Below are 23,601 nucleotides of genomic sequence, written 5' to 3' on the forward strand. Positions count from 1 at the left end.
TGGAATGCGCATTCAGAACCAGATCAGCCAGACAAGCTGCAGGATTACCAGTGCAATGGCGTCCCAGAAGATGAGTTCCCCCATCGAGAACCAGCGCCGCGACAGGTTGAAGCTGTAGAACAGCCGCCAGACAAGTGCCGCGGCGGCCAGCGGCACCAAAGCGAGTAGCGAGCTCACGGCAGCCGCGCTCCCGAAACCGCATCGAACGTGTGCAGCGCTGCCGGCGGAAAGCGTAGATAAAGCGGCTGGCCGGGATCGAAAGCGCGATCGACATTCACTGTCCTGACGATCAGCGCGTTCGCCTCGCTCTTGGCGAAGATCAGCACGTCCGGCTCGACCGGTTCGACGACGTCGACGGCAAACTGGATGGCATCGCTTGCGGAGGCGTCGACCAGTTGGATCTGCTCGGGGCGAATGCCGAGCACGATGGGACCATCAGGCTTTCCCGGAAGCGGGCAAGTGAAACCGCTGGCGTGGAAGACGCCGGCGCGGACGTCACCATCGAACGTGTTCATCGCTGGACGGCCGATGAATTCGGCGATGAAGCGATTGGCCGGGCGCCGGTAGATCTCGCGCGGGTCGTCGTACTGGATCAGCGCGCCTTCGCGCAGCACCGCGACCCTGGTCGCCAGCGTCATCGCCTCTTCCTGGTCGTGGGTGACGAAGACGAAGGTCTTTTTCAGCTCGCGATGCAGCCGCTTCAGCTCGGTGCGCATGTGGAGCCGCAACAAGGCGTCGAGATTGGACAGCGGCTCATCCATCAGACAGAGGCTAGGCTGCCAGACCAGGGCGCGGGCCACAGCGACGCGCTGCGCCTGGCCGCCCGACAATTGCGAAGGGCGGCGGTCGAGGTAACGGGTGATTTCGAGCAGCTCGGCCATGGCGCGGACGCAGCGGTCGAGCACGGCGGCCGGCATTTTTCGGATGCGCAAGGGATAGGCGATGTTCTCGTAGACGCTCTTATGGCTGTAGAGCGCATAGTTCTGGAACACCATGCCCATGCCGCGCAGGCGCGGCGGCAGGTCGGTGACATCGCGACCCTCGACCATGATGCGCCCGGCGGTCGGCCGCTCCAGCCCGGCGAGCAGCCGGCAGGCTGTCGTCTTGCCCGAGCCGGAGGGCCCGAGCAGCACGAGGAATTCACCGGGCTCGAAAGCAAGGTCGAGCGCCTGCAGCGCCACCGTCCCATCGGGGAAAGCCTTGGTGACGCCGTCGAAAACAATTGCCATGCGAGATCCCTTCAACCCTTGACCGCGCCGAAGGTGAGGCCGCGGACGAGCTGTTTCTGGACAAGGAAAGTGAAAAGCACGATCGGCAGCGTCGCCACGATGGCGACCGCCGCGACTTGGCCCCATAGCGTGCCATGCGGCGTCACCAGCCCCGGTATGCCGACGGTCAGCGGCCGCCCGTCGAAGGCGACGAGGATGAAGGCGTAGAGGAACTCGTTCCATGACAGGATGAAGCAGAGCACGGCCGTCGCGCCGATGCCGGGCGCGGCCAGCGGTGCAACGACGAAGAAGAAGGCGCCGAGCCGCGAGCGGCCGTCCATCATCGCGGCCTCGTCGATCTCCCTGGGGATTTCGGCGAAGAAGCCGCGCATCATCCAGACGACGAGCGACAGGTTGAAGGAGGTGTGGGCGATCACAACGGCGTAGATGGTGTCGATCAGGCCCAGCGAGGTGAAGAACAGGAACAGCGGCACGGCGATTGAGATCGGCGGCGCCATGCGCGTGGTCAGGAAGAAGAAGAACAGGTCTTCCTTGCCGGGAAAATCCGAGCGGGCAAAGCCATAGGCCGCTGGCGCGCCGATGACGATGCAAAGTATGGTCGACGACACCGAGATCAGCACCGAATTGATCGCCAGCGGCCAGTATTCCTTGTCGATGAAGACCGCCGGATAGTTGGAGAACGTCGGCGTAAAAGCCCATTTTGGCACCGAGGACAACAGGTCGACGCGGTTCTTGAACGAGGCCAGCACCATCCAGACGTAGGGCGTCAAGGCCACCACGACAGCGACCAGCAGCACGGCCCAGGCAAAACTGCTCCAGGCGCGGTTGGTGGATTGATCGATCATCGCAGCGCCCTCAAAACGACGCCGCCTGCTTGCGGCTCGACCAGTAGACGGCCTTGTAAAAGACGGAGCACAGGATCAGCACGACGAGATAGATCATGAAGGCGACCGCGGCGCCGTAGCCGAGGTCCCAGTTGCGGAAGTTGACGCGGTAGGCGTAGATCGACACCAGTTCGGTCAGCGTTCCCGGACCGCCGCCGGTCATCAGGAAAACCTTGTCGAACTCCTTGAACGCGTCGATGCCGCGCAGCAATAGCACCAGCGCGATGACGGGCCGCAGCAGCGGCAGCATGACATCGCAAAAGATCTGAAACGGTTTTGCGCCATCCATCATCGCCGCCTCGAACGGCGCGCGCGGCAGGCTCATCATCCCGGCGAGCATGATCAGGGTGACGAAAGGCGTCCACTGCCAGACATCGATGGCGACGATGGTCGGAAACACCAGGTCGGGTGCCGAAAGCACCGCCGAATTCTGCGCAAGCAGGCCGACCTTGCGCATGTAGAAGGTGAGCATGCCGAAATCGCCCTGCAACAGCAGCCGCCAGATCAGCCCGACGGCGACCGGCGCGATCATCATCGGGATGAGCAGGAGTGTGGTGAGAAGCCGCTGGCTGGCGACGAAGCGGAAGATCAGGAAGGCCAGCGCAAAGCCGAGCAGGAATTCCAGGCCGACGGCGATGATGACGAATTTCAGCGTCAGCAGGAACGATGCCCAGAAGAATGGGTCGTTGCGCATCAGCTTGCGGAAATTGTCGAAACCGACGAAGGCGCCCGCATGGCTGGCGTCGGCGAAGCTGAGGTCGGTCAGCGCGGTGTAGACCATGTAGTAGAACGGGCCGACCAGGAAGACGACGACGAGCAGCGTCGCCGGCAGCATCAAGAGCGGCCCCACCCCACGGTCGAGAAGCGGCATTCCGCGCGGCGATGGAGTGCGGTTCGTCACGGGCGTTTCCTGCGGACAAGAACGGCTACCCGCTTGTGCGGGTAGCCTCTGCGCGACATCTCAAGGCCTATCGTGCCGGATAGGTCATGGGTGCGCAAGAACCGAGCAGTGTCGAGATGTCGGTGGCGGCGGTGTCGAGGGCGGCCTGCGCCTCCTTTTCGCCGGCGAGGTAGGATGACAGTTCGCGCACTAGTATGTCGGTCATCTCGGCCGATTGCGGCAGCGTCGCCTTCGGCACCGCATGCTCGTTGGCCTCCATCGAGGCCTTGGCGTAGGGCAGTTTCTGCACCTCCGCCGAGGCATAGACATCGGGCCGGCCCGAGGCGCCGCCATTGAGATGCTGCTCGAGCTGGCGGTCATAGCCCATCATCCACTGGACGAAGAGGAAGGCGGCCTGTGGGTTCTTCGAATAGATAGGGATGAGATAGGTCCAGCCTTCGACCTGGCCGATCTTGCCGCCTTCGCCTTGCGGCACGAGATCGAAGCCGACCTTGCCGACGACGGTGGAGGCGGTTGTGTCGACCGACACGGCATAGGTGGCGTCGTTCCACATGATCAGCTCGGCGACCTTGGCTTGCTGCATCAGCGCCATGACATCGTCCCAGAAATAGTTGAGGCTGTCCGGCGGGGAGAATTGCAACAGGCTCTTGTAATATTCGAGCGAGGCGACGGCCTTGGGGCTGTTGACGATGACCGGGCCGCAGGCCGAGCCGCTCTTCACGTCGAGCACGTCGCCGCCGAAGGAATAAAGGAAATTGAGCCACTCATACCACAGTGCCTCATGGCGCTTGCCCTGCAGGGCGGTGCCGTAAAAACCCTGGTCGGGGCGATAGAACCATTCGGCGATATCGCGGTATTGCTTCCAGTCCTTGGCGGGAGCGAGGTCGTAGCCATACTTGGCCTTGAAGCCTGCCTGCTCCTTGGGATCGGCGAGCAGGTCCGAGCGATACCACATGAACATGTTGAGCACTGTGAAGGGGAAGCCGTACTCCTTGCCGTCATACCAGGAGATTTCGTGCCAGGCGGTCTGGTAGAGCTGCTTCTCCGGCTCGAAGCTCGGATCGCGCAAAGCCGGGTCGGCCATCATCTTGGCGATTTCGACCAGATGGTTGTTGGTGGCGAACTTGCCGAGTTCGCGATGCGGCTGGATGATGACGTCGTAGCGGCCGCGGTGCGAGTTGAGATCGAGCTGCACCTTGTTGACGGCTTCCGAGTGCTCGTACATCTCGACTTCGACATGGATGCCGGTCTGTTTTTCAAACTCCGGCGCCATCTTCTTCAGCGCTTCGAGCGGCGGCAGCGCCTCGCCGACCATGCGGATGGTCTGGCCGCTATAGGGTTTCGACGCCTCTTTCAGATCCCACGCGGCCGCTTGTGTCACTTGCCACGTCAGGGGCCACACAAATACGGCTGCGACGAGCAGTCTGGACGCGGTACGTCTCAGCGGCTTGAGCATTCTTCCCTCTCCCTAGACGTCGTGCCTGGCGGGCCGGCGCCCGTTCTGTCATAAAATGTGTGGTACTGCAAATCAAAATGTGGCACCTTGCAACAAATGGTTGGGAGGTGTTAACAGACCGGCAGCAAACCGGCTTTCCCGACCAGGCGAGGGACCTCTCGGATGGACTTCATCTTCATGCTGACGCGCCACGATCGCACGGTCGAGGACTGTCTCGACCTGGTCGATTTGATTGAGCCGGTCGGCCTGAAGCATGTCGGCTTCAAGGATATTGGCGTCGCGCCGGATGTGCTGCGCAAGCTCGCTGTCGCCATTGGCCGGACAGGCGCCACCACTTACATGGAAGTTGTCTCGACGACGGCTGAGGCCTGCCTTAATTCCGCGCGCATCGCCAGGGATCTCGGCATCCAGCGCCTGCTCGGTGGTACCCAGGTCGACGAGATCATGGCGTTGCTGGAGGGGAGCGGCACCGAATACTACCCTTTTCCCGGGCGGCCGGTCGGCCATCCGACCAAGCTCGGCGGTTCGGCCGAGGATGTCGAGGCCGACTGCCGCGCCTTCGCCGAGAAGGGTTGTGCGGGATGCGACATCCTCGCCTATCGCGCCACCGAGGCCGACCCGGCCGAACTGGTGCGCGCAGCCCGGCGCGGGCTTGGTCCGTCGCGGCATCTGATCGTCGCCGGCGCTGTGGCATCAGCCGATCGGATCAAGGCAATCAAGCTGGCCGGTGCCAACGCTTTTACCATTGGCACAGCGGTTTTCGATGGCTCCTATTCGCCGACGAAAGGTTCTATCCTCTCGCAACTGCGGGATGTCCTCGCGGATTGCGAGCGCGTCTAATGCCAGTCATCGGCATCGATCTCGGCACACAAAGCCTGAAGGCGATCGTTGTCGATGACGAATTGCGGCTGCGTGGCGAGGCAGCTGCGCTGTACCAGCCGGCCTTCCCGGCGCCCGGCTGGGCCGAACAGAACCCGGCGCTGTGGCTCGCAGCGCTGAAGCCGGCTATTGCCGGCGCGCTCGACAAGGCTGGGCTTGCGCCGTCCGACATCAAGGGTATTGCCATTGCCGGCCAGCTCGACGGCTGCGTCGCGGTCGATGGCAATGGTGAGGCGCTGGCTCCGTGCATCATCTGGATGGACCGGCGGGCGGCAGGAGAGATCGCCGGCATCGATCCGGACTTCATCCGCGAGCGCACCGGTCTTGTCCTCGATGCCACGCATATGGCGGCGAAAATCCGCTGGGCAGCGCGCAACCTGCCCGAAGCGCGCCGGGTGGCGCTCTGGCATCAACCGGTATCGTTCGTGGTCGCGGCGCTGTGCGGTCGTGCCGTCATCGATCACGCGCTGGCCTCGACAACCATGCTCTATGGACTGAAGGAGCACAACTATGCCGGCGATCTGCTGGCGGCCTTCGACATCGATGCAGATAAATTGCCCGGCATCGACGATGCATCTGAGATCGCCGGCGCCTTGACGCACGCCGGCGCCGAGCTCACCGGTTTGCCTGTGGGCACGCCGCTGGCGGTCGGCACCGGCGATGATTTTTCGGCCGCCATAGGCGCCGGGGTCGTCGTGCCCGGTGTCGTCGCCTGCAATCTCGGCACGGCCGAAGTGGTCGGCGCGGTGTCCGGCACGCTTCGCCTCGACCCCGGCGGCCTGGTCGAGACCCATGGCTTTCTCGGCGACGGCTATTTCATCTCCAACCCCGGATGGCTCTCGGGCGGCGCGGTGACGTGGTTTCTAACAACCTTCGGCGTCGATTCGCCGGCGGCGATGTCCGAACTGGCGGCGACGGTGGTTGCCGGCAGCGACGATTTGCTGTTCTTGCCCGCGTTGTCCGGTGCCATGGCGCCGCGCTGGATCGCCGAAGCGCGTGCCGCTTTCTACGGCCTGACATCCTTCCACGGCAAAGCGGCCTGCGCTCGCGCAGTGCTGGAAGGCTGCGCCTTCGCCATGCGCGACGTTGTCGACCGGCTGGACGAGCTCGGCATAACAACCGGGCGCATCCGGCTCTCAGGCGGTGGCGCGCGCAGCCGGGTGTGGGGGCAAATCCGGGCCGATGTCAGCGGCAGGCCGGTCGAGATCGCGGGTGCGGCCGATGCCTCGCCGATCGGTGCGGCAATCCTTGCCGCCGCAGCCATCGGCCTTACCTCCTCAGTGCGGCAGGCGGCTGAAAGGCTGGCCGGCCACATCGAGACGATCGACCCTGATCCTTCCGCCAAGGCCGCCTACGACAGAAGTTACCGCCGGTATCGCACCTTGTTCGATGCCCTGACCCCGCTTCATGCTGACTGACCGGACTGCATCCTATGTCCAGACAAATGCTCGATCGCCTTATTGCCGGCACGCTGCCTGACCCGGACAGCCAGGGAATGCTGTCGGTGCCGCTGAAGACCATCGTCATAGGGCGCGGTCTCGGCGACGAAGCCGATGCGCTGGTCAAGCCGCTGCCGCTCGGCCGCAGGCTCGCCGTTGTCATGGATCCCGACACAAGGCTGGCTCTCGGCGAGAGAGTGTCCATTGCGCTGCGCGGCTCGATCGATGTCGACAAGATCATCCTGCCGCGCCATCCGCATCCCGACATGGACGCCGTGCGATCGGTGATCGCCCGCACGAAAGACGCCAGCGGTCTGGTCGCGGTCGGATCCGGCTCGATCAATGACATCACCAAATATGCCGCCCATCTGACCCAAAAGCCCTATGCGGTGTTCGGCACCGCGCCGTCGATGAACGGCTACACCTCGGTGTCTGCGGCAATCACAGAGGACGGCCTGAAGAAATCGCTGACGGCGAGCCTGCCGGTCGGTGTCTTCCTCGATCTCGATGTCATGGCGCGAGCGCCGCACCGGCTGATCGCTGCCGGCTTCGGCGATTCAATGGCGCGGCCGACCGCGCAGACCGATTGGCTGATGGCGCATCTTTTGCTCGGCACGCCCTACCGGGAGGCGCCGTTCATGCTTCTGGCGGAGGACGAGGAGGCGCTTATCGCCAAAGCCGGCGAACTCGGGACCGGCGACATTGAGGCGATGGAAGTGCTGGTGCGCACGCTGGTCATGTCGGGCCTTGGCATGACTTTGTGCGGCGGCTCCTATCCGGCCAGTCAGGGCGAACATCTCATCGCCCACTATATCGACATGCGGGGCCAGGGATTGCCCGAAGCGCATCACGGCGAGCACATAGCGGTGACGACGTTGACGATGGCGCGGCTGCAGGAACGCGTGCTGGCGCTGCGGGAATTGCAGCTCGCGCCCTCCGCCGATACGCCAGACCGCTTCATCGAAATCTTCGGCGAAACGCTCGGACGTTCCTGCTGGGCGGCATTCAAGCCCAAGCTGCTGGACCGCGAACGGGCAGACGTCATCAACACCATGCTGGCCAGGCAATGGCGCTCGCATCGTGAAAGGCTGGTGCGGGTGGCACGCCCGGCGCGCGAGATCGCGGCAGCACTGCGCGCCGCCGGCGCGCCGACCACGCCGCAGGAGGTTGCCATACCGGCTGGCTTCTACGACGAGGCGGTCGCCAATGCCCGGCTGATCCGCGACAGGTTCACCATGCTCGACGTCGCGGCTGCCTCGCTCGAAACGGTTGCGGCGGGAGCCTGAGCGGGTGCTGCGTCCGCTTGCCGACTTCACCGCGCTGGACCGGCGCAACATCGCCGTCGTGCTGACCGATATAGACGACACCTTGACCGACAAGGGACGGCTGCCGGCAAAGGCCTATGTGGCGCTGGAGCGGCTGAAGCAGGCCGGCTTCATTGTCGCGCCGGTTACCGGCCGCCCTGCCGGCTGGTGCGACCTGATCGCCCGGCAATGGCCGGTGGACGGCGTGATCGGCGAGAACGGCGCCTTCTATTTCCGCTACGACGACGCCAAAAAGCGGATTGTTCGCCACTACGCCAAGAGCGCTGCCGAACGGCAGGCCGATGCCGCGCGCCTCAAGGAGATCGAGCAAACCGTTCTGCGCGAAGTTCCGGGTGCGGCGGTCGCGGCCGACCAGGCCTATCGCGAGGCCGATCTGGCGATCGATTTTTGCGAGGACGTGGCGCCGCTGCCCAAAACCGAGGTTCTGAAGATCGTCGGCATCTTCCAGCGCTATGGCGCGACGGCGAAAATCTCGTCCATCCACGTCAATGGCTGGTTCGGCAAATACGACAAACTGTCGACAAGCCGGCTATTCTTGCGGGACTGTTTCGGTATAGATATCGACCACGACAAGGACAGCATTGTCTTCGTCGGCGATAGTCCAAACGATGCACCAATGTTCGGCTTCTTCCCCAACAGCGTCGGCGTCGCTAATGTGCTGGACTTCGCCGGCGAGCTTCCTGCGTCTCCCGCCTTCGTCACAAGAGGGCGCGGCGCGGAGGGATTTGCCGAGCTTGGCGACGCGCTGATTGCTGCAAAGGGAATGGAATAGTCATGGACCAAGGCCGACTGACGAAGAAGGAGCGGCACGCGCTTATCCTTTCGGAAGTGCGCCGGTCGGCGTCGATACGCATCTCCAAGCTCGCACGGCGCATCGGCGTCGCCGGCGAGACCATCCGCCGCGATCTCATCGAACTCGGCGATGCCGGGCTGATCAACCGCACCTATGGCGGTGCGACGATCTCGCTGGTGACATCAGAACCGGTGATTTCGGAGCGTGGCCTGACCCTGATCGAGGAGCGCGCCCGAATCGGCCGCGGCGCGGCAAGCCTTGTCGAGAAGGGCCAGATCGTGATGATCGATGGCGGTTCGACCACCTATGAGGTGGCGCGCAACCTTTCGCAGCTGAAGCGCGACCTGACCATCATCACCAATTCCACCGGCGTGGCCTCGGTGGCGGGCGCCAATCCGACCTTTCGGGTGCTGCTCTGCCCCGGGACCTATGATAGCCGGGAAGGCAGCGTGTTGGGCGAAGACACCGTCGAGTTCCTGCGCCGCTACAATGCCGACGTCGCCATTATCGGCGCATCGGGGATAAGCGCCGATGGTCCGAGCGACATGATCTCGGGCGCCGCGGCCGTTAAACGCGCAATGATATCGCGTTCACTGTCGACGGTGCTGGTGGTGACCCACGACAAGTTTGGCCGCAGCAGTCTGGAACGCATCTGCGGGCTCGATGACATTGCCGATATCGTCACCGACAGCGAACCGAAGGCCGACCTGCGCACTGCTGCCGAACAGGCGGGCACGGAGATGCATGTGTTTGCCGCCGACTGATCAGCATTGGCTATCCGGCGGCATCCCGGTTGGTCAGCGCGATGTGGCAGCAGCCGGAGCCGTGGCCCGGCGTCCAAGTGACATTGTCGAAGCGCACGCCCGTTGCCTCGAACAGACCACGGTCGAAAGCGCCGGCGATGCGGCAGAGCGTGGCGAGTTTTTCATCACCGACACCGGCCTCGACCCAGGCGTCCTTCAGCGGACAACGCTTCACCTTGAAGGCGATGTGGTCCGGCCCGCGCTCGACATCGGTCGGATACATCAGGCCGCCATCCGGGCTGACGGCCAAAAATGCCTCGCCGATGGCCGGCGCGTCGTTAGGTCCGAAACGGGCGAAGGCGGCCGCCGCCACCTCCTTGCCGCGCTGCTCGATGGTGCGGATCATGATCGCCTCGGCCTTTTCCGCGCCGAGTTCGCCGGTCAGCTCGTCGAGAAACAGACGGTAGAGATCGGCGCGGTTGCGGAAGGCGGAATCGAGTTCGCGCGAGAGTTTTTCGGCTCTGGCTTCTGGTTCGGTCATGGTACTTGCCTGCTGCTTCTGTCCAATCTTGGCGCCGCCGCAACCAGCGCCTTGCCGATTGCCGATTGCGGCGCGTCGACTACGTTGCGGGCGTCGCCGCTCTCGGCGATCCGCCCGGCGTTGAGAAGAACGACGCGGTGGGCGATGGCCCGTACGACGCCGAGATCATGCGAAATGAAGAGATAGGCGATCCGTTCCCTGGCTTGCAGGTCGAGCAGCAACTCAAGGATCTGTCCGCGGACCGAAACGTCGAGCGCCGACACCGCCTCGTCGAGCACGATCAGCGACGGTTTGGTCGCGATGGCTCGGGCGATGGCGACGCGCTGGCGCTGGCCGCCGGAGATTTCGTGAATGGCGCGCGGGGCGAGATCGGCTGCCAGCCCGACGCGATCCAGCAAGGCAGCAATGCGGGCCGGCCTCTCGGCGCGGGAAGCGATGGCATGGATGCGCAAGGGATCGTCAAGCACGCGAGCCACCGTGGCGCGCGGGTTGAACGCGGCGAGCGGATCCTGGAACACCATTTGCAGGCGCGCGCGCTTGGTGCGCAGGGCCGCACCCTTCAAGAGCAGAAAGTCATCGCCTTCGAACTGGACGGTGCCGGCGTCGGGCTCGATCAACCTAAGCACCAGCCGCGCGATCGTCGACTTGCCGCTGCCGGAGGGCCCGGCCAGCGCCAGCGTCTCGCCGGGTTCGATGGCGAAGGAGACACCGTCGACGGCCGCGATGGCCTTGCCGCCACGACGGTATCGCTTGGTAAGACCGGAGACGGTGAGCAAGTTCATGCCGGCGCCCGTCGTAGCAGCGGATCGGCGTCGAGGCCGAGATGGGCGTCGAGCAGCGTTCGCGTATAGGCATGGCGCGGGGCGTTTATGATTTGCTCCGTCGGGCCGAGTTCGATCAGTTCGGCGTTCCGGAATACAGCGATACGCTCTGCGAGTTCGGCGGCCAGCGCGATGTCGTGGCTGATGAACAGCAGCGTCATGCCGTCCTCCGCCACCAGTTGCCGAATGAGGCTGACGATTTCGGCTTGCACAATGGTGTCCAGCGCGCTGGTCGCCTCATCGGCGATCAGCAGTTTCGGACCGGCTGCAATGGCCGCGGCAATTGCAACGCGCTGCTTCTGGCCGCCGGAGAGCTGGTGCGGGAAAGCACGCATGGCGGTTTGTGGGTCGGGCAGCCGGACACGTTGGAGCAGGGTTTTGGCTTTGGCGTAAGCTTGTGGCCAGTCGAGGCCGAGGTGGGTGCAGGCGACTTCGGCGATCTGTTTGCCGACGGTCATGACGGGGTCGAGGCTGGCGGAGGGGTCCTGGAAGACGAAACCAATGTCGCGGCCGGGAAGGGGGAGCGTACTGGGCTCGGTTAATTTGAGAGGTCGGCGTTCCGTCACACCCCCCTCTGTCCTGCCGGACATCTCCCCCGCAAGGGGGAGATTGCTCTCTCATCTCCGCCTTCGCCAACCACGAACGTTGCAGAAGGGAAGCCGTCGGCAAAGCTGCTGATCTCCCCCCTTGCGGGGGAGATGTCCGGCAGGACAGAGGGGGGTGGGAAGGATCGCGGCGCCTGAAATCGCCACTTGACATGCCCTTCAATCTTGGCTGACCCCGGCAGCAGTCTAGCCACCGCCAGCGCCAGCGTGCTCTTGCCCGAACCGCTTTCGCCAATGATCGCCAGCCGCTCGCCGGCAATAACATCCAGGCTGACCCCCTTCAGCGCCGTTACCTCGCTGCCATCGCTGAAATAGCGCACAGACAGATCGCGTATCTCAGCCAGTGCGGTCACGACAGGCTCCTCCGCACCGCCGTCGTTTCGACCACGCCTTCGCCGGTGAGATAGACGCCAAGCACGGTCAGCACCAAGGCGATGCCCGGAACGATCGACAGAAAGGGCGCGGTGCGCAGCACAGTGCGGCCCTCGGCGATCATGCCGCCCCAGGTGACGCGATTGGGGTCGCCGAGACCGAGGAAGGACAGCGCTGCCTCGGTGAGGATCGCGGCCGCCACGATCACCGAGGACAAGGCCAGCACCGGCGGCAACGCGTTGGGCAACACCTCGCGAAAAGCGATCTCAAGCGGATGCATGCCGATGACGCGAGCGCCGGCGACGTAATCGCGCTCGCGGATCGACAGCACTTCGGCGCGCGCTACACGCGCCGGTCCGGTCCAGGCGCCAAGCGCTATTGCCGTGACGACGACACCGACCGACGGCCCGACGACGCTGACGAAGGCCAACGCCAGGAGAAAACTCGGCACGGTCTGGAAGGCATCGGTGATGCGCATCAGCCCCTCGTCCACAAGGCCGCCGGCAAAGCCGGCCAGCGTGCCGACGATCGCGCCGACGAAGAGTGCCGCCGCCGCCGCCGCCAGGCCGACCGCCAGCGAGGTGCGGGCGCCGTGGAACAGTTCGGCCAGCACGTCACGGCCGAGCCGGTCGGTGCCGAGCGGCAGCGACCAGTCCTGGAACGGCGGCAGCAGTGCTGGTCCGGCAATGGCCTGCGGGTCGCCGGGGAAGAGCAGCGACGCATACAGCGCCATGGCGAACAGAAGCGCCAGGATGATCGCGCCGGCGACCGCTTCCGGCCGGCGCAGGAACCGCGGCAGCGCGCTCACGCGCTGGCCTCGCTGGCACCGACGCGCGGGTCGAGGAAGGCGTAGGCGATGTCGACTGCAAGGTTGATGGCAATGACGAGGACGGCGCTGGTGAGGATGATGCCGAGCAGCAGCGGCGTGTCGCGCGAGGCGACCGCTTCCTGCGCCAGCCGGCCGAGGCCGGGCACGGCAAAGACGCTTTCGATGACGACGCTGCCGCCCAGCATCTGCGCCGATTGCAGGCCGAGCATGGTGACCAGCGGCAAGAGCGCGTTGCGGGCGACATGGGCGAGCACGATGCGGCGGCGCGACAACCCCCTGGCGCGGGCGGCGAGCACAAAATCCTGCCGCCACGCCTCGGCCATGCCGGCGCGCATCATGCGCAGATAGAGGGCGAGATAGATGAAGCCGAGCGCGGAAACCGGCAGGATGAGATGGACGGCGATGTCGGTGGCGCGGTCAAAACCGGTCTTGTCCGAGGCCAGGCTCTCGATGCCGCCGATCGGCAGCCAGCGCAGGTCGACGGCAAAGACGACGATCAGCACCAGGCCAAGCCAGAAACCCGGCACGGCATAAAGCGCCAGCGAGCCGATCGACAGGAAGCGGTCGCGAAAGCTGCCGGGTCTGGCGCCGGCGTAGATGCCGAGCGCCGAGCCCAAACCGAAGGAGAGCGCGGTGGCGGTCACCATCAGGAGCAGTGTCGTCGGCAGGCGTTCCAGGATAACATCGCGAATTGGCCGCGAGAAGGTAACGGACTGGCCGAGGTCGAAATGCAGCAGCGCCCAGAGATAGTTCGCGAGCCGTGTTAGCTCGGACTGGTCGAGGCCCCAGCGATGACGCAGCAATTCGATCATGCCGGCGTCGCCGCCGGTCGAGACGATGTAGGCGTCGACCGCGTCACCGGGGGCAGCTTCCAGGAGGAGGAATGTGCCGATGATGACGATCAGCAGCACGAAGATGCTGCCGACGAGGCGACGGCGGATGAGGGTGAGGGCGCGGGTCATGGGAAAGGCATAGCACTGCGCCAGTCGGGAGAGGTGCGGTGTCTAGGCACCGCCCTCTGTCCTGCCGGACATCTCCCCCGCAAGGGGGAGATTGGATGTCGCCTCTGCCTTCGCCAATCTTCGATGCCGAATGTACGCGACAGCGAAGCTGCTGATCTCCCCCCTTGCGGGGGAGATGTCCGGCAGGACAGAGGGGGGTGTGACGAACGGCCCTACGCCATGCCTTCACACCAATTTCTTTGCGAACTTTCATCCGCGCAAATGTGTCACGATTCCAGATACGTGTCCGCCCAGTTCGAAACCGCCCAGCGCGGGTTGTTGGCGATGTTCCCCACCGTCTCGCGCGCGACGCTGATGAAGCTCCATTCGGCGACGTTGATCAGCGGCAGGTCCGCCGCGACCTGTTTCTGGAATTCCTTGTAGAGGTCGGTGCGCGCTGACGTATCCAGCGTCTCCGAAGCCTTGGCGATCAGCGCGTCGAGCGCGGCGTTCTTGTAGCCGCCCTGGTTGGAGAACGGCACGCCGTCGGGAATGCCGCTCTGCACCAGGATGGTGGTCGAGATCGCCGGGTCGCCGCGGAACACCGGCGGGCCGACGGCGAGGTCGAAGGCGTGGTCGGTGTAGACGGCCTTGATGTGCGCGGCCGAGTCGTTGTTGACGATCACGGCGTCGATGCCGATTGCCGCCAGCGCCTGGCGCAGATAGTCGCCGAACTGCTTGGTCTCGTTGAAATAGGGTGCCGGCAGGAGTTTCAGCGCAAAACGCTTGCCGTCATCGGCGCGCTTGTACCCCGCGTCGTCGAGCAAGGCGTTGGCCTTGGCGACGTCGAATGGATAGATCGGCACGTCGGCAGTGTAGAATTGCGGATCGTTCTTCGGCACCGGGCCGGTGGCGGCAGCGGCATAGCCGAGGAACACCGTCTTGACGACGAAGTCCTTGTCGATGGCATGCGCGATCGCCTGGCGGACCTTCACGTCGGCCAGTTCCTTGCGGCGATGGTTGATCTCGACGACGAGCTGATAGGTCAGCCCCTCATAGCCCTTGGAGATCACCTTCAGGCCCGGCACCTTGGAGATGCGGTCGAGGTCGGCCAGGGGCACGGCGGAGAAGGCGGCGAGCTGGATCTCTTCAGCCTCGAGCGCCGCTGCAGCCGACGTGCGGTCGGGTAGCACCTGGTAGATGATCTCGTCGAGATACGGCTCGTCCTTGGCCCAGTAATCCGCATTCCTGGTCAGCTTGTAGTACTGGCCGGCCTTGTATTCGCCGAACTTGAACGGCCCGGTGCCGATGGGTGCATTGTTGGCCGGGTTGTCCTCGATCTTGCCGACTTCGTAGATATGTTTCGGCACCACGCTCGACAGCGCCGGCAAGGCGTTGCGGATCAGCTGGAACGGCGTCGGCTTGGCGAATTTGAACACGGCGGTTAGATCGTCAGGGGTGTCGACGCCGGCCAGATCCTTGAACACGGTGCGGCCGAGATTTTGCAGCGGCTTCCAGATCTGCAGCGCCGAGAAGGCGACGTCGGCCGAGGTGAACGGCTTGCCGTCATGCCACTTGACGCCGTCGCGCAGTTTGAAGGTCACCGACAGCCCGTCGGCAGCACCTTCCCAGGAGAGCGCAAGGCGCGGTTCCAGTCCGTCCTTGCCTTCGAACGAGGCTTCGGCCAGCGTTTCGACGATCTTGCTGGAGATGAAGAAGACGCCGTTGGAGGCGACGATGGCCGGATTGAGGTTGCGCGGCTCGGAATCGGCGGCAAGCACGAGGCGGCCGCCCTTCTTCGGCGTCTGCGCCCAGCTGAATGTGGGCATGGCGGTGGAGGCCAGCAGTAAAACTGAGCCGCCAAGCAGCGTGCGTCTGGAAATATCCGACATGATTAACCTCCGTCCTCTCCGCGACCAGATGGGCGCACCCCTCGAAGCTGGCGGCACCCGCCAGCATCCTCGCGGCGATTATGGCCCTTGCCAAGGGTTTCGCCAGAGACGGAATTGGCGCATCTTTGCTTGGCTTTGAAATTTTCGTCCGCTGGACCAGTTTAGAGGTGGCCCTTTCATTCTGGTATTCTGGTAGGACCAGATTGCCTTGATGTGCAGCAATGACGACTTGGTGACTGCCTGCTGAAGCTATTTTCCTTGTTTCTGGCTGGACCAGAGTGAGCAAAATGGTGCAGATTTGATCGAAAGCCAAGGGATCGGCCGCTGCACGACGGGCGATCCCACGGAAATCAGGGAGAGAACAATGAACATTGCCCCGGGCAAGAGCGCCGTCAGCAATATCCCGTTCGACCAGGCGAGGGTCGACCGGCTGATGGAAGAGGCCGGCATCGATGTTCTGCTCGCGACGTCCAAGCACAACACGCAGTATCTGCTCGGCGGCTACAAGTTCATCTTCTTTGCCGCCATGGATGCGATCGGCCATAGCCGTTACCTGCCTGTCGTCGTCTATGAAAAGGGTGGGCCCGATCATGCCGCCTATATCGGCAACCGCATGGAAGGCGCCGAGCACCAGAACAACCCGTTCTGGACGCCGACGCTGCATGCCGCCTGCTGGGGCACGCTCGATGCTGCCAATCTTGCGGTCGAGCACGTGACGAAAATCGGCAAGGTAGGCGCCCGCATCGGCATCGAGCCGGCCTTCCTGCCGTCCGATGCTTATGCACTGATCCGCAAGGCGCTGCCGGACGCGAAGCTGATCGACGCGACCGATATGCTGGAGCGCATGCGCGCCATCAAGACGGACGCCGAGCTGGAAAAGCTGCGTATCGCCTCCGAGCTGATCACCGATTCCATGTTGGCGACCATCCGGTGGGCGCATGAAGGCACGACCAAGGCGGAGATCATCGAGCAGCTGCGGTGTGAGGAAACCAATCGCGGCGCGCATTTCGAATATTGCCTGCTGACGTTGGGCGCCAGCCACAACCGTGCGGCGTCACCGCAGGCGTGGAAAAAGGGCGAAGTGCTGTCGATCGATTCCGGCGGCAATTATCACGGCTATATTGGCGATCTCTGCCGCATGGGCATTCTGGGCGAACCGGATGCCGAGCTTGAGGATCTATTGGCCGAGGTCGAGACGGTGCAGCAGGCGGCGTTCTCGAAGGTGAGGGCGGGCACCATCGGCGGCGACATGATTTCGCATGCCGAGGGTGTGCTGAAGGCCTCCAAGGTCGCGCACTACACGGATTTCTTCGCCCACGGCATGGGCCTGATCACGCATGAGGCTCCGTTCCTGATGACCAACCATCCGGTGACCTATGAAGGCACCTATGCCGCCAAGCCGCTGGAGACAAACATGGTGCTGTCGGTGGAGACGACCATGCTTCACCCGACGCGGGGGTTCATCAAGTTGGAGGACACGTTGGCGGTGACGGATGCGGGATATGTGATGTTTGGGGATCGGGCGCGGGGCTGGAATAGAGGTGGGGCTTTATAGAACGAAGGCCGGCGCCGCCCCTCATCCGCCTGCCGGCACCTTCTCCCCGTAGAACGGGAGAAGAAGGCAGCTCGGGCGATTGGCGAAATCGCCGATGAAAGCATCTTTCTCCCTGTCACTATACGGGGAGAAATGTCCGGCAAGACAATGAGGGGCGGCGCTACCCCTGGAGGAAATCATCATTTCCCCGCCGGGATCAACCTGAAATCCGGCAACTCCCGCAGCACCAGTTCGGGTCCAGCCGGCGAATAGACAACGAAGAGCTGCATCGGCCCATCGCCCGTGTTCAGCGTCGAATGGAAACGGCTTTCCGGCACATAGATGGTGCAGCCGGGGCCGACCTTGGCGACGACCGGATTGCCCTCCTCGTCCTCGACCATCTGCTCGCCATTGCCCGAAATAACGAAGATGATCTCTTCCGCGCCGGGATGGTTGTGGCGCGTGTGTCCCTTGCCTGAGGGCAGGTCGACGACACCGCCGGAAAAGCGCTCAGCGCCATTCACTTCAGGCGCCACCGTCAGCGACAGCTTGCCCCAGTCAAAGCCGAAGGCGCTCACGTCCTTCGGGTATACGAATACCTTGCTCTTGTCGGTCATGATCTCATCCCCTTCTTTTCTTATGGTCGTGCAGCATGACGGCCTTGAAATCCGCCGTCTGCCTGGCGATCGCGGCTTCAGCCGGCAGCCGTTCCATCGAACTCGCGCCATAAAAGCCGTGCAGGCCCTTGCAGCGGTCGAGGATGTAGCGGGCATCATCCGGCATCGAGATCGGCCCGCCATGGCAAAGCAGGATGACATCCTTGCGCACCGAGCGCGCCGCGTTGGCGATGACGTCGATCTCGACCACGCAGTCGTCGAGCGACTTGGCCGACGTGGCTCCGATCGAGCCGCCGGTCGTCACCCCCATATGGGCAACGACGATGTCGGCGCCGGCTTTTGTCATGGCGCGCGCCTCGTCGGGGTTGAAGACATAGGGCGTGGTCAGAAGATCGAGCTTGTGCGCCTCGGCGATCATGTCGACCTCCAGCCCGAAGCCCATGCCGGTTTCCTCAAAACTCTGGCGCATGCTGCCATCGAACAGGCCGATGGTCGGGAAATTCTGCACGCCTGAAAAGCCCATCGTCTTCAGCTCGGCAAGCAGCAGCGGCATGATGACGAAGGGATCGGTGCCGTTGACACCGGCCAGCACCGGCGTCTTTTTGACCACCGGCAGCACCTCATAGGCCATTTCCTTGACGATCTCGTTGGCGTTGCCATAGGCGAGCAGGCCCGCAGCCGAGCCGCGCCCGGCCATGCGATAGCGGCCGGAATTGTAGATGATGATGAGGTCGATGCCGCCGGCTTCCTCGGCCTTGGCCGACAGGCCAGTGCCGGCGCCGCCCCCAACGATGGGCACGCCGTCGGCGATCATCGCCTTGAACTTCTTCAATATGTCCTTGCGCGGTATTGCGGGCATTTGTTGGCTCTCACTGTCTGGCGATGTCGAGGAAGGCCGCGGTTGCGGCTTTGGCAAATTCCGGATCGTTGATGTGCAACGGCAGGCGTGTGACCCGGCGTGTGGCGCTCGGCCTGATGGTGCGCTCGATGGCACCGAACAGCACGGCGTCGGCTTCGGGGTCGAAGAAGGCGCCGCCCTCGATATCGAGTGCCGAGACACCTTTTTCGGGGATCAGGAAATGCACAGGGCCCTCGCAGCGAGCGAGCCTGGTGCCGATCCACTCGCCTATACCGCGGCATTCGTCCACCGTGGTGCGCATCAGTGTGACGTTGGGATTGTGCTCGTAGAACAGCCGGCCCCTAAACTTCTCGGGAATGGTCGGCGGCGCCCAGAAATTGACCATGTCCAGCGCGCCGACCGAGCCTACATAGGGCAGCTTGGTGCGGGCGATGGCGCCGAAGCGGTCCTCCGTCGCAGGCAGCACGCCGCCGAGCAGCAGGTCGCAGACTTCCGTCGTGGTGATGTCGATAACACCGGCGAGCAGGCCCGAGTCCGCGAGCTTCTCCATCGAGCGGCCGCCGGTGCCGGTGGCGTGGAAAACCATGCAGTCATAGTTGGCGCGCAACTGATCCGCGATGGCGGTCACGCAAGGCGTGGTAACGCCGAACATGGTGAGCCCGAGTGCCGGCTTGCCGGTGGCAGTCGGCGCCGGCTTTGCGGCCATGCCGGCGATCGCTTGCGCCGCGTTGTGCAGCACGACGCGTGACAGCCGGTTCAGTCCCGCCATATCGGTGACCGATGGCATCATGATGATGTCGGAGACGTCGACATAGGGCGCGGTGTCGCCGGAGGCGAGCGTCGAGACCATGATCTTGGGCAGCCCAAGCGGCAGCGCGCGCATGCCAGCAGTGATGATCGACGTGCCGCCGCCGCCCCCAATGCCGATCACGCCTGATATGTCGTCGCGCGACTGAATGAAACCGGTGAAGGCGGCGCCCATGCCGGCCACTGCCGTGCCGCGATCATCGATGCCGAGCACGCCACTGGCTCCATCCGGATGATGCGCCGCGACCTCGCTGGCCGGGATATCGACCGGCACCGTGGCACCGCGCGTTCCGATGTCGACGCGGGCAACCGAACTGCCGGTGGCGGCAATAGCATCGGCCAGGAAGGCAAGTTCCTCGCCCTTGGTGTCGGCTGTGCCCACCACGTAGATGCGCTTCATCGCGTTTCTCCCGTCACCGGCCGACCGGCGCCGGACCGCCTGTCGCCCTTTGCCGGCCTTTCGGTGGGCAAAGGTCATTGCAATTTTTTGAGACGCGCGTATCGTATTGACATGGATGTCTCACGTCAACAAGCCGCTGGGAGCGACGACGCCAACGAGGCTGCCGAACGCGGCCCACGGGCCCGCACAAAACGGCTGATGCTGAAGACGGCGACGCGGCTGATGCAGGCGGGCGTCACCCCGTCGGTCAGCGAAGTCGCGGAGGCGGCGCAAGTGTCGCGCGCCACCGCCTATCGCTATTTCCCCAGCCAGGCAGCCCTGGTGCAGGCGGTGGTTGACGAGGGGCTTGGGCCGATCCTGACCTGGCAATCGACGTCCACCGATGCCGGGCGGCGCGTTGCCGAATTGTTCGATACCGCCATGCCGCGCATCGAAGCTTTCGAGGCAACTTTCAAGGCAGCGCTGAAACTGTCGCTCGACCAATGGGCGCAGCGGCAGGCGGGCACGCTGGGCGGCGAGCCGCAATTCACGCGCGGACATCGCGTCCAGCTGCTGAAGGATGCCATCGCACCGCTCAAGGGCCGGCTGCCGCCGCGCGAGTTCAAGCGCCTGGCGCAGGCGCTGTCGATGATGTTCGGCGTCGAAGTGCTGATCGTGCTGAAGGATATATGGGGGCTCGATAGCCGCGGCATGCGGTCGGTCGCGCAATGGGCGGCGGGCGCCCTTGTGCGCGCCGCGGTGGCGGAATCAACGGCTGAAATCGATGCGGCCCCGACGGCGGCATTGGCGAAATAGCGCCAATCTGGTTCGACCAGATTTGGATGCCCACTATTGATGTTAACCGGGATGGCAGTGCCGAAACAAGGCTTTCCTATATCAACGAGTAGGAAAATTCAGGGAAAACAGTCGGATACATGAAAAATCCGGTTATACAAGGTCCGGTGGTGATCCAAGAAAGAGCTTGACGGCTATCCAAAATTGGTAATACCAGATCAGGAAAGAAAAGGCGGATCGAGAATGACAGCCGCAGTCCATTTCGGCAGGACGAGGAGAATCATACGGATGGCGCGTGTTCCGTCCGCACGAGGTGGCGCATCGTGACGCAGACGTCGCCTCGCGCCAGTGACGGCAAGGGGATTGCGCTGCGCCTCGATGGGCTCAGCAAGGCCTATGGATCCGTGCGCGCCATCAACGACCTGAGCTTCGCCGTCGACGAAGGCCGCTTCTTCGTACTCTTCGGGCCGAGCTCCGTTGGCAAGACGACGACGCTGCGCACTATCGCCGGCCTCGTCAAGGCCGACTCCGGCACGCTTGAGATCGGCGGCCGCGACATGGCCCATGCGCCGATCGCCGGCCGAGGCATCTCGATGGTCTTCCAGTCTTTCGCGCTTTACCCCCACCTCACGGTCTATGACAATCTCGCCTACCCGCTGCGCGAGGAGAAAGCCGCGCGCGCCGAGATTGACAAGCGGGTGAAAGAGACCGCCGAGATCCTGAAGCTGACACACCGCCTGAAGGCCAAGCCGGCAACCCTGTCCGGCGGAGAGCAGCAGCGCGTCGCGCTCGGCCGCTCCCTGATCCGCCGGCCAAAGATTCTTCTGCTCGATGAGCCGCTCACCAATCTCGACGCCAAGCTTCGGCACGAGACGCGCGCCGAGCTGAAGCGGCTGCACCGCCAGTTCGGCATGACCGTGATCTATGCCACGCCCGACGAGATCGAGGCTCTCTCGATGGGCGAGACGATCGCCGTCATGCGCGATGGGGGCATCGTCCAGATCGGCACGCCAGACGAGCTTTACGAGCAGCCGATCGATACCTATGTCGCCAGCAAGATCGGCTCGCCGCACATGAATCTGTTCACGGCCTCGGTGCGCGCCGACACCAGATCTTTCGACACGCCGCTCGGGACTCTGGTTCCGGCGACGGCGCCAAAGACTGCCGATGCCAACGAGGCCGCGCTGATCGGCATTCGCCCGAGCGACATTCGGCTCGCCGCCAAGGGCGAAGCCGGGGTTGCCTCGAAGGTGCATCTGGTCGAACCGCTCGGCGACATAACGATCGTCTCGGTCGAGGCCGGCGGCGAGATGTTGCGCATGGTGCTGCCGGAAGCGATCGCCGCCAGCATCAGGACCGGCGATTCGGCATCGATCGCCATCGATAACAGGAAAATCCACGTCTTCCGCGCCGCGAGCGGCCAGGCAATGACCTGACTCGAAAGGCGAGAAGCAATCCGGTTAACCAAGGGAGGAAACGCGAATGACGGCGATGACCAAACTGAAAGGGCTAGCGACAGCCGCAAGCTTCGCTGCCACACTACTGGTGGGAGGCGTGACCTATGCCTCTGCCGAAGAAGTGACGTTGACGATGGCGGTGCCGGATTGGCCCCCGACCCGCATTATGAAGAAGTTCTTCGACGAGCAGTACAAGCCGAAGTCTGGCAATACTGTGAAGCTCGATGTGGACTTCATTCCGTGGCCGGATTTCTACACCCGCGTCAACGCCTCGTTGACCTCGGGCGAAAAGAAGTACAACTTCATCGTGTCGGACTCGCAGTGGCTGGGCGCCTTCGTCGAAGGCGGCTACTTCCGCAAGATCAACGATCTCATCGATGCCGACCCGGAACTCAAGGCGACGATGGAGTCGATGCATCCCGCCGTGCTCAACGCCTACTCGACCTATCCCAACAGCACGCCGAACTACTACGGCTTCCCGCAGTTCCCGGACGTGCTGGTCACCTACGGCCGCAAGGACGTGCTCTGCAACAACGACGAGCAGGCCGCCTACAAGGCGAAGTACAATGAGAAGCTGCCCTGCACCGGCGAAGAAATCGACGCCATGGACTGGAACACGTTCGAGCATGTTGGCGAATTCTTCCAGCGCAAGAAGGGCGACAAGCTCGCCGGCCAGGTGCTGGATGACGATTTCTATGGCATCGCCTATCAGGCAGGCAAAGGCTACGACTTCTCGACGAGCTCGGTCCACACGTTCGTCTGGGAGCATGGCGGCGGCATCTGGGATGAAACCAAGGCCCCGACCGGACATGCCGAAGGCGTCGTAAACTCCCCGAAGTCCATCGAGGGCATGGAGCATTTCCTCAAATTGCTGAAGTTCATGCCGCCGGTGGTCAAGACCGGCACCATGGACATCTTCGTCTCGGACCAGTTGTTCCGTGAAGGCAAGGTGGCCATGAACATCGACTGGATCGGTCTCGCCGAAGCCTCGCTCGATCCCAAGACGTCGAAGGTTGCCGACAAGCTGGTGTTCGGATTGGCGCCAGGCCTGCGCGGTGCCGACGGCAAGGTGAATCGTACGTCACAGATCGGCGGACAGCCTTTCGTTCTCACCACCTGGACGACGCCTGAGCAAATCAAGGAAGCGGTTGGCTTCGTGAAGTGGTGGCTCTCGCCTGATATCCAGCACCAGTTCGCCGCCGGCGGCGGCCAGTCCGCGATCAAGTCGGTCTACAGCGATCCGAAGTATGTGACCTATCGTCCGTGGGACCGCGCCTGGGCGAACTCGCTCGACTGGCAGAAGGACATGTGGCACGTGCCGCAGTTCTTCGAACTGCTCACCCAGCAGCAGGACCAGTACGACCTAGCCATCACTGGCAAGCAGGACGCCAAGACCACCTTGGATAACATCGCCAAGTTCCAGGAGGACCTCCTGAAGAACGATGGTCTTATCCAGTAACCTTCCGACATAGCTGCGGGGAGCGGGCAAAAGCCGCTCCCCGT

23 protein-coding genes and 1 pseudogene are annotated in these 23,601 nt (G+C 63.7%); 9 read left to right on the forward strand and 15 right to left on the reverse strand.

Going from position 1 to position 23,601, the window contains the following annotated elements; all coding sequences use genetic code 11:
* Positions 1-12: 12 nt before the first annotated feature.
* The 5 genes from NL532_RS07720 to NL532_RS07740 form a co-directional block, all read right to left on the reverse strand.
* Entirely contained in the window at positions 13-177 is a 165-nt protein-coding gene (locus NL532_RS07720) for a hypothetical protein (protein WP_023728593.1), read from the reverse strand.
* Positions 174-1,229, reverse strand: a complete 1,056-nt coding sequence (locus NL532_RS07725; protein WP_023830120.1) for an ABC transporter ATP-binding protein — start codon at positions 1,227-1,229, stop codon at positions 174-176. Before NL532_RS07725 ends, NL532_RS07720 begins: the two co-directional genes overlap by 4 nt.
* 11 nt (positions 1,230-1,240) lie before the next feature.
* Positions 1,241-2,074 (reverse strand): carbohydrate ABC transporter permease, encoded by an 834-nt coding sequence (locus NL532_RS07730; RefSeq protein ID WP_023751730.1) that lies wholly within the window; start codon positions 2,072-2,074, stop codon positions 1,241-1,243.
* A 10-nt stretch (positions 2,075-2,084) separates the two neighbouring features.
* On the reverse strand, positions 2,085-3,014 hold the full coding sequence (locus NL532_RS07735; protein ID WP_155923888.1) for a carbohydrate ABC transporter permease: 930 nt from the start codon (positions 3,012-3,014) through the stop codon (positions 2,085-2,087).
* A gap of 67 nt (positions 3,015-3,081) precedes the next feature.
* Positions 3,082-4,470 carry an ABC transporter substrate-binding protein gene (locus tag NL532_RS07740; RefSeq protein ID WP_031203576.1) on the reverse strand — a complete coding sequence of 463 codons (1,389 nt, stop codon included), beginning with the start codon at positions 4,468-4,470 and terminating at the stop codon, positions 3,082-3,084.
* Positions 4,471-4,632: 162 nt separating this feature from the next.
* Between NL532_RS07740 and NL532_RS07745 the strand changes: the two genes are divergently transcribed.
* Genes NL532_RS07745 through NL532_RS07765 form a run of 5 tightly spaced genes read left to right on the forward strand, consistent with a single transcriptional unit; the run spans position 4,633 to position 9,670 of the window.
* Positions 4,633-5,310: a beta/alpha barrel domain-containing protein gene (locus NL532_RS07745; protein WP_023712278.1), complete on the forward strand. Its 678-nt coding sequence runs from the start codon at positions 4,633-4,635 to the stop codon at positions 5,308-5,310.
* On the forward strand, positions 5,310-6,767 hold the full coding sequence (locus NL532_RS07750) for a xylulokinase (RefSeq protein ID WP_023830119.1): 1,458 nt from the start codon (positions 5,310-5,312) through the stop codon (positions 6,765-6,767). Before NL532_RS07745 ends, NL532_RS07750 begins: the two co-directional genes overlap by 1 nt.
* Positions 6,768-6,781: 14 nt before the next feature.
* On the forward strand, positions 6,782-8,074 hold the full coding sequence (locus NL532_RS07755; protein ID WP_081731100.1) for an iron-containing alcohol dehydrogenase: 1,293 nt from the start codon (positions 6,782-6,784) through the stop codon (positions 8,072-8,074).
* A 7-nt stretch (positions 8,075-8,081) separates the two neighbouring features.
* On the forward strand, positions 8,082-8,885 hold the full coding sequence (locus NL532_RS07760; protein ID WP_023830118.1) for an HAD-IIB family hydrolase: 804 nt from the start codon (positions 8,082-8,084) through the stop codon (positions 8,883-8,885).
* Positions 8,886-8,887: 2 nt separating this feature from the next.
* Entirely contained in the window at positions 8,888-9,670 is a 783-nt protein-coding gene (locus tag NL532_RS07765) for a DeoR/GlpR family DNA-binding transcription regulator (protein ID WP_023712282.1), read from the forward strand.
* Between the two features lie 10 nt (positions 9,671-9,680).
* On the opposite strand, the gene NL532_RS07770 is transcribed toward NL532_RS07765, so the two are convergent.
* The 7 genes and pseudogenes from NL532_RS07770 to NL532_RS07800 all read right to left on the reverse strand — a co-directional run bounded on the left by NL532_RS07770 (position 9,681) and on the right by NL532_RS07800 (position 15,650).
* Positions 9,681-10,190: an L-2-amino-thiazoline-4-carboxylic acid hydrolase gene (locus NL532_RS07770; RefSeq protein WP_023712283.1), complete on the reverse strand. Its 510-nt coding sequence runs from the start codon at positions 10,188-10,190 to the stop codon at positions 9,681-9,683.
* A complete protein-coding gene (locus tag NL532_RS07775) occupies positions 10,187-10,972 on the reverse strand; it encodes an ATP-binding cassette domain-containing protein (protein ID WP_023712284.1) in 786 nt (261 codons plus the stop codon). Before NL532_RS07775 ends, NL532_RS07770 begins: the two co-directional genes overlap by 4 nt.
* On the reverse strand, positions 10,969-11,601 hold the full coding sequence (locus tag NL532_RS07780) for an ATP-binding cassette domain-containing protein (protein ID WP_286488031.1): 633 nt from the start codon (positions 11,599-11,601) through the stop codon (positions 10,969-10,971). The genes NL532_RS07775 and NL532_RS07780 overlap by 4 nt, the downstream gene beginning before the upstream one ends.
* Before the next feature lie 158 nt (positions 11,602-11,759).
* A pseudogene (locus NL532_RS07785) lies at positions 11,760-11,960 on the reverse strand (ATP-binding cassette domain-containing protein); the annotation flags it as partial.
* A 5-nt stretch (positions 11,961-11,965) separates the two neighbouring features.
* On the reverse strand, positions 11,966-12,796 hold the full coding sequence (locus tag NL532_RS07790; RefSeq protein WP_286488033.1) for an ABC transporter permease: 831 nt from the start codon (positions 12,794-12,796) through the stop codon (positions 11,966-11,968).
* Entirely contained in the window at positions 12,793-13,779 is a 987-nt protein-coding gene (locus NL532_RS07795; protein WP_023828295.1) for an ABC transporter permease, read from the reverse strand. Before NL532_RS07795 ends, NL532_RS07790 begins: the two co-directional genes overlap by 4 nt.
* A gap of 266 nt (positions 13,780-14,045) precedes the next feature.
* Positions 14,046-15,650, reverse strand: coding sequence for an ABC transporter substrate-binding protein (locus NL532_RS07800; protein ID WP_023828296.1), 1,605 nt, complete (start codon positions 15,648-15,650; stop codon positions 14,046-14,048).
* Between the two features lie 364 nt (positions 15,651-16,014).
* Here NL532_RS07800 and NL532_RS07805 point away from each other — a divergent pair, with 364 nt between their 5' ends.
* On the forward strand, positions 16,015-17,205 hold the full coding sequence (locus NL532_RS07805; protein WP_023828297.1) for a M24 family metallopeptidase: 1,191 nt from the start codon (positions 16,015-16,017) through the stop codon (positions 17,203-17,205).
* A 179-nt stretch (positions 17,206-17,384) separates the two neighbouring features.
* Here the strand turns inward: NL532_RS07805 and NL532_RS07810 are convergent, their stop codons facing one another.
* From NL532_RS07810 to NL532_RS07820, 3 genes are read right to left on the reverse strand one after another with little or no spacing between them, the layout of a single operon-like run.
* Positions 17,385-17,801: a cupin domain-containing protein gene (locus NL532_RS07810; protein ID WP_023669853.1), complete on the reverse strand. Its 417-nt coding sequence runs from the start codon at positions 17,799-17,801 to the stop codon at positions 17,385-17,387.
* Between the two features lie 4 nt (positions 17,802-17,805).
* A complete protein-coding gene (locus NL532_RS07815) occupies positions 17,806-18,660 on the reverse strand; it encodes a phosphoenolpyruvate hydrolase family protein (protein ID WP_286488036.1) in 855 nt (284 codons plus the stop codon).
* A 10-nt stretch (positions 18,661-18,670) separates the two neighbouring features.
* Entirely contained in the window at positions 18,671-19,867 is a 1,197-nt protein-coding gene (locus tag NL532_RS07820) for a Tm-1-like ATP-binding domain-containing protein (protein ID WP_023828300.1), read from the reverse strand.
* Positions 19,868-19,978: 111 nt separating this feature from the next.
* Here NL532_RS07820 and NL532_RS07825 point away from each other — a divergent pair, with 111 nt between their 5' ends.
* From NL532_RS07825 to NL532_RS07835, 3 genes are all read left to right on the forward strand, one after another.
* Positions 19,979-20,662: a TetR/AcrR family transcriptional regulator gene (locus NL532_RS07825; protein ID WP_023828301.1), complete on the forward strand. Its 684-nt coding sequence runs from the start codon at positions 19,979-19,981 to the stop codon at positions 20,660-20,662.
* A gap of 302 nt (positions 20,663-20,964) precedes the next feature.
* Positions 20,965-22,077 carry an ABC transporter ATP-binding protein gene (locus tag NL532_RS07830; protein WP_027048959.1) on the forward strand — a complete coding sequence of 371 codons (1,113 nt, stop codon included), beginning with the start codon at positions 20,965-20,967 and terminating at the stop codon, positions 22,075-22,077.
* 46 nt (positions 22,078-22,123) lie between these two features.
* On the forward strand, positions 22,124-23,557 hold the full coding sequence (locus NL532_RS07835; RefSeq protein ID WP_023728574.1) for an ABC transporter substrate-binding protein: 1,434 nt from the start codon (positions 22,124-22,126) through the stop codon (positions 23,555-23,557).
* Positions 23,558-23,601 lie beyond the last annotated feature (44 nt).

The sequence above is a fragment of the Mesorhizobium sp. C120A genome, from assembly GCF_030323105.1.
Classification (GTDB): domain Bacteria; phylum Pseudomonadota; class Alphaproteobacteria; order Rhizobiales; family Rhizobiaceae; genus Mesorhizobium.

What these genes read in the sequence shown, in the direction of transcription:
- NL532_RS07725 (WP_023830120.1), bottom strand. Translation starts at nt 1,229, where the DNA reads ATGGCAATTGTTTTCGACGGCGTCACCAAGGCTTTCCCCGATGGGACG.
- NL532_RS07730 (WP_023751730.1), bottom strand. Translation starts at nt 2,074, where the DNA reads ATGATCGATCAATCCACCAACCGCGCCTGGAGCAGTTTTGCCTGGGCC.
- NL532_RS07740 (WP_031203576.1), bottom strand. Translation starts at nt 4,470, where the DNA reads ATGCTCAAGCCGCTGAGACGTACCGCGTCCAGACTGCTCGTCGCAGCC.
- NL532_RS07745 (WP_023712278.1), top strand. Translation starts at nt 4,633, where the DNA reads ATGGACTTCATCTTCATGCTGACGCGCCACGATCGCACGGTCGAGGAC.
- NL532_RS07750 (WP_023830119.1), top strand. Translation starts at nt 5,310, where the DNA reads ATGCCAGTCATCGGCATCGATCTCGGCACACAAAGCCTGAAGGCGATC.
- NL532_RS07755 (WP_081731100.1), top strand. Translation starts at nt 6,782, where the DNA reads ATGTCCAGACAAATGCTCGATCGCCTTATTGCCGGCACGCTGCCTGAC.
- NL532_RS07765 (WP_023712282.1), top strand. Translation starts at nt 8,888, where the DNA reads ATGGACCAAGGCCGACTGACGAAGAAGGAGCGGCACGCGCTTATCCTT.
- NL532_RS07770 (WP_023712283.1), bottom strand. Translation starts at nt 10,190, where the DNA reads ATGACCGAACCAGAAGCCAGAGCCGAAAAACTCTCGCGCGAACTCGAT.
- NL532_RS07775 (WP_023712284.1), bottom strand. Translation starts at nt 10,972, where the DNA reads ATGAACTTGCTCACCGTCTCCGGTCTTACCAAGCGATACCGTCGTGGC.
- NL532_RS07780 (WP_286488031.1), bottom strand. Translation starts at nt 11,601, where the DNA reads ATGTCCGGCAGGACAGAGGGGGGTGTGACGGAACGCCGACCTCTCAAA.
- NL532_RS07795 (WP_023828295.1), bottom strand. Translation starts at nt 13,779, where the DNA reads ATGACCCGCGCCCTCACCCTCATCCGCCGTCGCCTCGTCGGCAGCATC.
- NL532_RS07800 (WP_023828296.1), bottom strand. Translation starts at nt 15,650, where the DNA reads ATGTCGGATATTTCCAGACGCACGCTGCTTGGCGGCTCAGTTTTACTG.
- NL532_RS07805 (WP_023828297.1), top strand. Translation starts at nt 16,015, where the DNA reads ATGAACATTGCCCCGGGCAAGAGCGCCGTCAGCAATATCCCGTTCGAC.
- NL532_RS07810 (WP_023669853.1), bottom strand. Translation starts at nt 17,801, where the DNA reads ATGACCGACAAGAGCAAGGTATTCGTATACCCGAAGGACGTGAGCGCC.
- NL532_RS07815 (WP_286488036.1), bottom strand. Translation starts at nt 18,660, where the DNA reads ATGCCCGCAATACCGCGCAAGGACATATTGAAGAAGTTCAAGGCGATG.
- NL532_RS07820 (WP_023828300.1), bottom strand. Translation starts at nt 19,867, where the DNA reads ATGAAGCGCATCTACGTGGTGGGCACAGCCGACACCAAGGGCGAGGAA.
- NL532_RS07825 (WP_023828301.1), top strand. Translation starts at nt 19,979, where the DNA reads ATGGATGTCTCACGTCAACAAGCCGCTGGGAGCGACGACGCCAACGAG.
- NL532_RS07835 (WP_023728574.1), top strand. Translation starts at nt 22,124, where the DNA reads ATGACGGCGATGACCAAACTGAAAGGGCTAGCGACAGCCGCAAGCTTC.